Raw genomic sequence first — 9,528 nt, 5'->3', positions numbered from 1 at the left:
TAGACCTCCTGCATGAATAGTAAAGCAGTGTGACAGTTGGCAATAGAACAGTTAGATCATAGGGTAGAAGCATGGCAGGAATGGAAAACAGGAGGAAGGTGCGTGCCATACACCGACTTACAACATCTTTCCGCCGCTGAGTTCAAGCGCCTGTGCGGGGTGAGCCATCAAACCTTTAACGACATGGTAGAGGTGCTGCGACCACAAGCGCGAGCGTCAAGGTCGGCGGGGAGGACAGAACAAACTGAGTGTAGAAGATCAACTGTTGGTAACACTAGAATATTGGCGGGAATATCGCACTCAGTTCCATATTGCCACGAGAGATTTCGGGGGGAATAATTCCTCCCGAAACTCTCTCACCAGTTGGGGGCTGCACGAGACTACAGTAGGGCGAATTATCAAAAAAGTCGAAGACTTGTTAGTCAAGTGTGGCAAGTTTCGTCTGCCAAGTAAACGTCATCTATATCAACCAGGTTATGAATGGAAAGTGTTGGTAATAGACGCGAGTGAAATGGAGATTGAGCGCCCCCAAAAAAACAAAAACGCTATTACAGTGGCAAATACAAGTGCCATACGCGCTCAGTTACAACTGGTGGTGGAATGGGAAACAGGGCAAATTGTCTGTATAGTAGTGGACAAAGGCAGAACCCATGACTTTAAGTTGTTCAAGCGCAGCCGGATGCCATTGAGACCGTCGCAGTTGTGTTTAGCAGATCAAGGATATCAGGGGTTGAGCAAGCTACATAGGGGTGCTTGTACACCCACGAAAAAACCCAGAAAACAGTCATTGCCAATGGCAGAAAAGCACCACAATCGGGCACTAGCTAAGCTGCGTGTTCGCGTGGAACATACGATTCGACGCTTCAAGATTTTCCGTATTTTTTCTGGACGCTATCGCAATCGGAGAAAGCGGTTTGGTTTACGTTTGAATCTGATTGCAGGTCTGCTTAATTACGAACTGGCACATGCTGTTTGATTCATGCAGGAGGTCTAATAATAGTAACTAGTCGTGCCGTCTTTCAGCTCAACACGAGTTTAATTTGCCTTCAACATTGCATTTTTAATGGCTTGATGCCCGAAATCGTTAGGATGAATGAGATCGTTGCTAACTAAAGTACTAGCACTACGATCGAGCATGTACTGGTAAACGTCTGCCCACTTAGTATGATATCGCCGAGCGATCGCTTCGGTTGCATCCCGATATTGCCGATGTTTTGTAGTAGAACCTGCATTATAGGGCGGGTAGAGAGAATAACCAGTAGGATTTATGTAAGGGGGAGAACCAATAACAATGTGACTGGGAGGGATTCCAGCTGAAATTAGTCCTGCTACTACTTCATCTAAATCATTTTGAAAGTTCATTGTCGAAAAATTAGCTCCGTTGTATCGCAGATCGTTTAAGCCGTAGAGAATATAAACATAATTAGGAGAGCGCTGAATGATATCTTGCTGATAGCGATCGCGACCGTTGTTTGCTAAAACTGGAACAGTATTTTGTAAAACTGTAGCGGAAATTGCTTGGTTATCTTCTTGCAGATTCAAAGCATTTGTTACTAAGGTAGACCAGCGAGTATTGCTATTTGATTCACCATCACCATATGTAATGCTGTCACCAAAAAAAATTGCAACTTGATGGCTAAAAGTTATACTCTTACTACCGTGTAGGATTGTTATTATTGCTACGCATAGCACACATAGTACAATCGGTTTTAGTAATAAGAAAACTGGCGTTTGGAACGAGTTTTGTGGTTGTTCAACAGAAATATACTCCTCAACTGACGAGATTTTTTCAATCTTGTCAAATATATAGCGTTTCCTATCCTGGGAAAATACATTTGTAGGGGCGCACAACTGTGCGCCCCTACAGATCTAGGTACCCCATCTAATTGAGAATAGCTATAGTTGATTTTAAAATAACTAAAGCTATTCTGTATCCAACAACTGGCGAATAGTTTTTAATAACTCTTGAGCAGTGTAGGGTTTGACCAAAAATGCCTTAACCCGATCGCTTACAGATGTCAATAATCGATCGTTTGCTGCCAACCCACTTGTAGCTATAATTTTGACCTCAGAATTCAGTTTTTGTAACGTGCGAATCGTCGTGACACCATCCATTGCAGGCATCATCATATCGACCATCACCACGCTAATTTCCGAGCGATGTTGCACGTAAATCGCGATCGCATCAATCCCGTCAACCGCAGTCAGAACTCGATAATTATGTACTTCTAAAGAAGTTTTAATAATCTCGCGAATTGCTACTTCGTCATCTGCAACTAAAATCAATTCTCCATGACCAAATGGAATTTCTCGTTCGGGCGATCGTGGCTGTTCTACAGCCTCTTTTGCAGGTAGATACACCTGAAATTGAGTTCCTTTTTTCTCCTCACTCGTGACTTGAATAAACCCCCCGTGTCCTTGGACAATTCCAATTGCAGTAGAAAGTCCTAACCCAGTGCCTTTCCCAATGTCTTTGGTTGTGAAAAACGGCTCAAAAATTCTCTCCTGCACTGCTTTTGGCATTCCCATTCCTGTATCTGCAATGGTGATGACAACATATGCACCAGCCTTTGCTTCTAAATGCATCCTTGCATAGTGTTCGTCTACTAACAAGTTCTCAGCCGCAATTTTTAAAACTCCACCATTCGGCATTGCATCGCGAGCGTTGACGCACAAATTCATTAATACTTGATGCAGCTGCGTCGCATTACCAGCCGCCGCCCATAAATCTGGGGCGATATCTGTATAAACTGCTATTGACTTAGGAAAAGTCTCTTTGATAACTTGTTTGATTTCTGCTAATAAATGTCGCAGTTGTAAAACCGTTTGTTGTCCTTCAACCCCACGTGCAAATGATAGCACTTGCTTGATCAAAGCCCCACCCCGCTTTGCATTAGTCTCGATTGTTTGTAAAATCTGCAAGTTGCGCATGTCGTAGGTTTTCAACTGCAACAGTTGGGCTGACATTAAAATTGGAGCCAAAACATTGTTTAAATCGTGAGCGATACCACTTGCTAGAGTACCGATACTTTCTAATCGCTGAGCGCGTAAAAATTGAGTTGTCAGTTGTTTTTTCTCAGTAATATCTGTATCGACGCATAAAATCGATTTGGGTTGTCCTTGTTCGTCGCGCATCAACGTCCAACGGCTTTCGACGACGATCTCTTTGCCAGCTTGCGTTACTTTTTCTAACTCGCCATACCACTCACCTGTGCTAAGAACTGTTTGCAAAGCTTGGGCGTGTAAAGATGCTTTTTTGTATAACAGCTCAAATGCACTCGTGCCTATAGCCTCTGCTGCTGTCCAACCATACAGCCGTTCTGCACCGCGATTCCAATATAAAATGCGATCGCTACTGCAATCTTTGACCAAAATGGCATCGGTAGTCACATCTAATAAAGCAGCCTGTTGACGAATCTTCTGCGCTGCTTGCTTGCTTTCCGTAATATCTTCAACAATATAAGCAAATCGAGCATGATGCTCTCGGTTGCCAGCAATTGCCGAAACTGTGGCTGAGAGCCATTTTTTCCCTAATGGTGTTTTGTGGGAGTAGACGAATTTAACTGGAGTTTGGCTGCGTTCTGCTTCTCGGTAACGTTCGATCCAAGTTTGGATGTGATGCTGCGGTACTCCCATCTCGCTCGCCAGTCGGTGCTGCATCATCTGAGGCGATAAGCCGAAAAAATTGGCAGCGGCAGCGTTGTTAGAAATATGTAAAATATCGTTTTCGCGCAGTTCTACGATCCCCATCATCATAGAGGCGCTGTCATAGAAACTCCGCAGAATCGATTCGCTTTCTCCCAGTGCGGCAGCGGCGGTAATGCGATCGCTAATATCGGTTAAAATGCTAACGAAATAGAGCAAATTTCCCGTATTTGAGAACACGGGGGTAATTTTTATTTCGCTCCAGAACGTTTGTGCGTCAGTTCGATAATTTAATAGCGTGGTTTGCACTTCTGTATTTTGAGCGATCGCCCGCTCGATTTTGGCGATCGCTTGCGGATCTGTGGCTGTTCCACAAAGCAAGCGCCAATCTTTGCCTAATACTTCTGTTAGTTGGTATCCAGTCATGCGGCAGAAAACTGAATTAGCATAGACAATCGGACACCCATGCTGATGCGGATCGGTAATGAAAACCCCTTCAGAAACAGCAGCCATTGCTTGAGCCAGCATCAAATTTTCTGCTGATGCTTGTTTCAAAGCTGCAACTGAGCGATCGAACTGAGTATGAGCTATGGTTAAATCTGCTAACTTGCGCTGTAATTCAAACTGGGTAACGATCTGCTGGCTGAGAACTTTGAGTATGGCAATTTGTTCGGGATTTAACTCTCGCGGTACGTAATCGATGACGCACAAAGTCCCCAAAGCATAACCTTCCGGCGTTATCAATGGTGCGCCAGCATAAAATCGAATTTGCGGATCTGTCGTGACGAGAGGATTAGTCGCAAATCGTTCGTCGCGCAAAGCATCTGGAACGATGAATACATCTTGTTGTAAGATTGCGTGAGCGCAAAAAGCTAAATCGCGATGGGTCTGAGTGACGGTTAAACCAACTTTAGACTTAAACCATTGCCGATCGCGATCGATCAGACTAATGAGAGCAATCGGGGTAGCGCAAATCCGAGCAGCGAAATGGGTAAGACTATCAAATTCAGCTTCAGGCTGAGTGTCTAAAATTTGGTATTTATTGAGGGCTGCAAGCCTCATAGCTTCATTTATAGGCGCTACAGCTTTCATACTCTTCCCTACGCTCAATTACGCTCTTTGATTATTTTTCCCCTTCGATCGCTCTGGAAAAACAAATAGCTTTGATTCCGTTTTTGCTGGCAGGTTATCTATTCTGAACCTTAGCGATCGAGGCAAATAGATCGCGATCGCTAGTTTATGCTGTTACTCCATTCTATTTATTCAGATAGATGACAAATACGCGAATATTGCTTTTGAATTACCGAAATCGCTATGGGGATCGCTAAAAACCTTTTCTTATAGTAATGTTTTTATTTGACTTTTGTTATATTTTTTTTGACAATTTTTAATTATTTTCAAACAAAATACATAAATCTAGAGAGTAATTATTTTGAGTATAATTACTCAAATAAAGGAACGATTGGAGTATCGAAAAGCTAGTATACGCGATCGCTTTCCAAAATCAATTGTCTCAATAGATAAAAATCTATATAGAACTAAATCGCGAATGCTAACAACCTCGTTGAGAAAAATTAAGAATGCGAGCGCCCGAGCAGTTAATTTTCTACTTGTGACTTCCAACGACAAACTTCTCGTGCCACTAGAATAAATACAGTCCTTCTGAACGCAGAGAATAGGAAAACGTGAGCAACGCGGGAGTTACTACTAACTACCTCTCCTCTCCAGTCAAAGCGAGGTCGGAAGATAGCTTTGCGATAACTTTCGCACCTTTGTCTTTAGATGCAGTCTATGCCCTTGCTGATGACCCAGGCAATGGAGCGATTGTCGTTATGAGTGGGATGGTACGCAACCAAACTGACGGTAAACCAGTAGTATCGTTGGAGTATCAGGCATACGAACCGATGGCAATGCAGATCTTTAAGCAAATCGCAGCGGAGATCCGCCAACAATGGGACGATGTAAATCGAGTCGCCATTCACCATCGCATCGGCAAGTTAAAAATTGGAGAAATTAGCGTTTTAGTCGGCGTAGGTTGTCCTCATCGTTCTGAAGCATTTGAAGCCTGTCGCTATGCGATCGACACGTTAAAGCATAATGCCCCGATCTGGAAGAAAGAACACTGGCAAGACGGATCTTCTAGTTGGGTGAGTATTGGGGCGTGCGAAACTCAAGGATGCTGAAGTTTTGGTACGGTGGGCATTGCCCACCCTACACTTGATTTTTGATTCGATTAGTTGCTAAAACCCAAGGCAAAAATTAGCACAGCACCTACTACTGCTAAGATTGAAAGCACCATACCTGCGTTTGGACTACCTTTGAAGGAATAGTTTTTGTCATCCATTAGGTATACCTCTGTTTTACAAAGCTACATACATTGTTACACTTAGCCATTTCCAAACCATCGGTCGTACGAGAGAAATATACTCAATGCGGCAGTAAAACATAGCCCTTATCTTTATCTTCTACCCCCAGACAATTGTATATTCTTTGACTTCTGCCTAATATCGGAAAGAGATAATCTGGCTGGAGCAGAGAATATGCAGGCTTACGATATTGTCATGATTGGGGCAGGACACAATGGCTTAGTGTGCGCGGCTTATCTATTAAAAGCCGGATATAGTGTTTTATTATTGGAAAAGCGCTCTGTTCCTGGTGGAGCAGCAACGACAGAAGAATGCTTACCTCAAGAAGCACCAGGGTTCAAATTTAACCTTTGTGCGATCGATCACGAATTTATTCACCTTGGACCAGTCGTTCAAGAACTAGAACTAGAAAAGTATGGATTGGAATATCTTTATTGCGATCCAGTAGTTTTCTGTCCGCATCCAGATGGCAAGTACTTTTTAGGTCATAAATCTGTTGACAAGACTTGTGCGGAAATTGCCCGTTATAGTCAACGAGATGCAGAAAAATATGCTGAATTTACAGATTATTGGCAACGGGCGCTCGGTGCGATGATTCCGATGTTTAACGCTCCACCCAAGTCATTATTAGATATCCTCGGTAACTATGACATTACAAAAATAAAAGATTTATTTTCTGTCATTGGTTCTCCCTCAAAAACTCTAGACTTTGTGCGTACCATGCTTAGTAGTGGGGAGGACATGGTAAACGAATGGTTTGATTCTGAATTTTTAAAAGCACCCTTAGCTAGGCTCTCATCAGAACTGGGTGCGCCTCCTTCACAAAAAACCCTTGGGATTGGCGCAATTATGATGGCAATGCGTCACGATCCAGGGATGGCTAGACCGCGTGGTGGTACGGGTGCATTAGTGCAAGCTTTAGTGAATCTAGTCAAAAGTAAGGGCGGTGAAATTCTTACCGACCAGCATGTAGAGAAGATTTTAATTGATAACGGTCGAGCTGTGGGTGTAAGAGTTGCTAATGGTAAAGAATATCGAGCCAAAAAAGCTGTTATTTCTAACATTGATGCTCAGCGAATATTTCTACACATGGTAGATCCGAGCGAACTGGATGCTGCCGAACCCCATTTGCGCGAAAGATTAGAACGTCGAATTGTCAATAATAATGAAACAATTCTCAAAGTCGATCTAGCAATTGATAAACCACTGTGTTTTGAGCATCACGAACACAAAGATGAATATTTAATTGGCTCAATTTTAATCGCCGATTCTGTCAGCCATGTAGAACAAGCACACAGTTTGTGTACGTTAGGGCAAATTCCCGATGCGAATCCATCTATGTATGTCGTCATGCCTACAGCGCTCGATCCTTCAATGGCTCCGGCTGGAAAGCATACAGTTTGGATTGAATTTTTTGCACCATATCAAATTGCTGGGGCAGAAGGTACGGGGTTAAAAGGGACGGGTTGGACGGATGAGTTGAAACACAAAGTTGCCGATCGCATCATCGATAAACTAGCAGAATACTCTCCTAATGTAAAAGATTCCATTATTGCCCGTCGAGTAGAAAGTCCGGCTGAATTAGGTGAAAGATTGGGTGCATACAAAGGTAATTATTACCATATTGATATGACTCTCGATCAGATGGTTTTCTTCCGTCCTTTGCCAGAAATAGCTAACTATAGAACTCCAATTGATGGCTTATTCCTCACAGGTGCGGGAACTCATCCAGGCGGATCGATTTCGGGAATGCCAGGTCGCAATTGTGCTAGGGTATTTTTGCAGACGCAAAATCCGCTATCGCAAACGTTTAAGGATGCAAGAGAGTCGGTGAAGTCAACTTTTGAATCCGTGTTTGGCACGAAACAAGATTGAATTTTTAGTTGAATTTTAAATTTATCTATGGTCTAGATCGGGATTCAAGCGGCTCAAAAACGTTTGCAGTCGATCGCTTCTCGGACTAACTAAAACTTCCCGAGGCGATCCTTGTTCTTCAATTTGCCCTTGATGTAAAAACATAACGCGGTTGGCGACTTCCCGCGCAAATAGCATTTCGTGGGTAACGACGATCATTGTCATTCCGTCAGCAGCAAGTTGTTGCATCACGCGCAAAACTTCCCCTACCAGTTCTGGATCTAAAGCGCTGGTAGGTTCGTCAAATAGCATGATCTGGGGGTTCATGCACAAACTCCGAGCGATCGCGACTCGTTGTTTTTGTCCGCCAGAAAGCTGTTCGGGATAAACGGTAGCTTTTTCAGATAAGCCAACTTTTTCTAAATATTGTGCGGCAAGTTGGGCGCTTTCTTTTTTAGATTTTCCTAACACCTTTTGCTGTGCCAGGGTTAAGTTATCTAATACATTCAGGTGAGGAAACAAATTAAATTGTTGAAATACCATCCCGACTTGCGATCGCAGTTGACGCAGCACGTTGCGGTTGAGGTTAGGATGCGATATATCAATATCATTAACAACTAAACGCCCGCCATTAATGGCTTCTAGACGATTGAAGCAGCGTAGCAGGGTACTTTTGCCACAACCAGAGGAACCAATAACGGCGACAACTTCACCGCGATAAATTTCACCGCTAATTCCTTTGAGGACTTTGAGGGAACCGAAGTTTTTCTCTACACCTTCAAATACGATCGCGGGGGTAGCACTATTCATACCTACGTTGGAAGTGGGTTGAGTTGGTTACAGGGTATTTTAATTACACCGCAATTGATTGTATTCTATGGCACAATACTCTGGTGCAGAAGGGGATACAAGGAAATTTAACTCACTACTGCAAGTACAGAAAATGCACAAGGAAAAGAAATGATGGCTCTAAGTGTTATCCGTCGGTTGCGTTGGAGTTTATTGGTCGGCTTGTGCTGCTTGTTGGTGCTACTGACAAACTGTGGTGGTGGTAACGATTCTGGTACGAGTGGGACGGGGAATACGGGTGGTGCGGCGAAAACTTTAACTGTGGGAACTGAACCCGCATTTGCGCCATTTGAGTTTAAAGGGACGAATGGTGAGTTACAGGGGTTCAGTATCGATTTGATGAATGCGATCGCTAAGTCGGCTGGATTTACAGTCAACTTTCAAAGTTTACCTTTTGATGGTTTGATTCCCGCCTTACAGGGAAAAACGATCGACGCAGCCATTAGTAGTATGACGATCACCAAAGAGCGATCGCAAACAGTTGATTTCTCTCGTCCCTATTTTAAGGCAGGGTTGGCGATCGCGGTTCGTAGCGACAACCAAGATATTACGAATTTTGTGAGTCTCGAAAATAAAAGAATTGCCGTTCAAATTGGTACAACTGGGGCGGAAGAAGCCAAGAAAGTTGCAGGGGCGAAAATCAGTAGTTTTGATTCTGCACCTTTAGCTTTACAGGAATTGAAAAATGGTAATGTGGATGCAGTTATTAACGATGCACCTGTTACTTTATATGCAATTAAAAATGCTAACCTTTCAGGGATTAAAGTTGTCGGTCAATTGCTGACGGAAGAGTTTTACGGTATTGCTACGGCTA

The 9,528-nt window shown here is 43.3% G+C and carries 7 protein-coding genes; 4 read left to right on the top strand and 3 right to left on the bottom strand.

Going from position 1 to position 9,528, the window contains the following annotated elements; genetic code table 11:
• Positions 1 to 265 precede the first annotated feature (265 nt).
• Positions 266 to 976, top strand: a complete 711-nt coding sequence (locus ACRC32_RS20165) for a transposase family protein (RefSeq protein ID WP_438555649.1) — start codon at positions 266 to 268, stop codon at positions 974 to 976.
• A gap of 59 nt (positions 977 to 1,035) precedes the next feature.
• Here the strand turns inward: ACRC32_RS20165 and ACRC32_RS20160 are convergent, their stop codons facing one another.
• Positions 1,036 to 1,692, bottom strand: a complete 657-nt coding sequence (locus tag ACRC32_RS20160) for an SGNH/GDSL hydrolase family protein (protein WP_438555648.1) — start codon at positions 1,690 to 1,692, stop codon at positions 1,036 to 1,038.
• A gap of 231 nt (positions 1,693 to 1,923) precedes the next feature.
• Positions 1,924 to 4,707: a hybrid sensor histidine kinase/response regulator gene (locus ACRC32_RS20155; RefSeq protein ID WP_438555647.1), complete on the bottom strand. Its 2,784-nt coding sequence runs from the start codon at positions 4,705 to 4,707 to the stop codon at positions 1,924 to 1,926.
• A 623-nt stretch (positions 4,708 to 5,330) separates the two neighbouring features.
• On the opposite strand from ACRC32_RS20155, the gene ACRC32_RS20150 reads away from it, so the two are divergent.
• Together ACRC32_RS20150 and crtO are read left to right on the top strand one after the other, a co-directional pair.
• Positions 5,331 to 5,828 carry a molybdenum cofactor biosynthesis protein MoaE gene (locus ACRC32_RS20150; protein WP_438555646.1) on the top strand — a complete coding sequence of 166 codons (498 nt, stop codon included), beginning with the start codon at positions 5,331 to 5,333 and terminating at the stop codon, positions 5,826 to 5,828.
• Between the two features lie 357 nt (positions 5,829 to 6,185).
• Positions 6,186 to 7,886, top strand: a complete 1,701-nt coding sequence (crtO, locus tag ACRC32_RS20145) for a beta-carotene ketolase CrtO (RefSeq protein WP_438555645.1) — start codon at positions 6,186 to 6,188, stop codon at positions 7,884 to 7,886.
• Between the two features lie 21 nt (positions 7,887 to 7,907).
• Here the strand turns inward: crtO and ACRC32_RS20140 are convergent, their stop codons facing one another.
• Positions 7,908 to 8,675 (bottom strand): amino acid ABC transporter ATP-binding protein, encoded by a 768-nt coding sequence (locus ACRC32_RS20140; protein ID WP_438555644.1) that lies wholly within the window; start codon positions 8,673 to 8,675, stop codon positions 7,908 to 7,910.
• 150 nt (positions 8,676 to 8,825) lie between these two features.
• On the opposite strand from ACRC32_RS20140, the gene ACRC32_RS20135 reads away from it, so the two are divergent.
• A partial coding sequence (locus ACRC32_RS20135) for a basic amino acid ABC transporter substrate-binding protein (RefSeq protein WP_438555643.1) occupies positions 8,826 to 9,528 on the top strand: 703 nt, incomplete at its 3' end.

The organism is Chroococcidiopsis sp. (genome assembly GCF_051657925.1).
GTDB lineage: Bacteria > Cyanobacteriota > Cyanobacteriia > Cyanobacteriales > Chroococcidiopsidaceae > Chroococcidiopsis.
The sequence above is the reverse complement of the archived record's forward strand: the minus strand, read 5'-3'. Positions and strand labels throughout refer to the sequence as shown.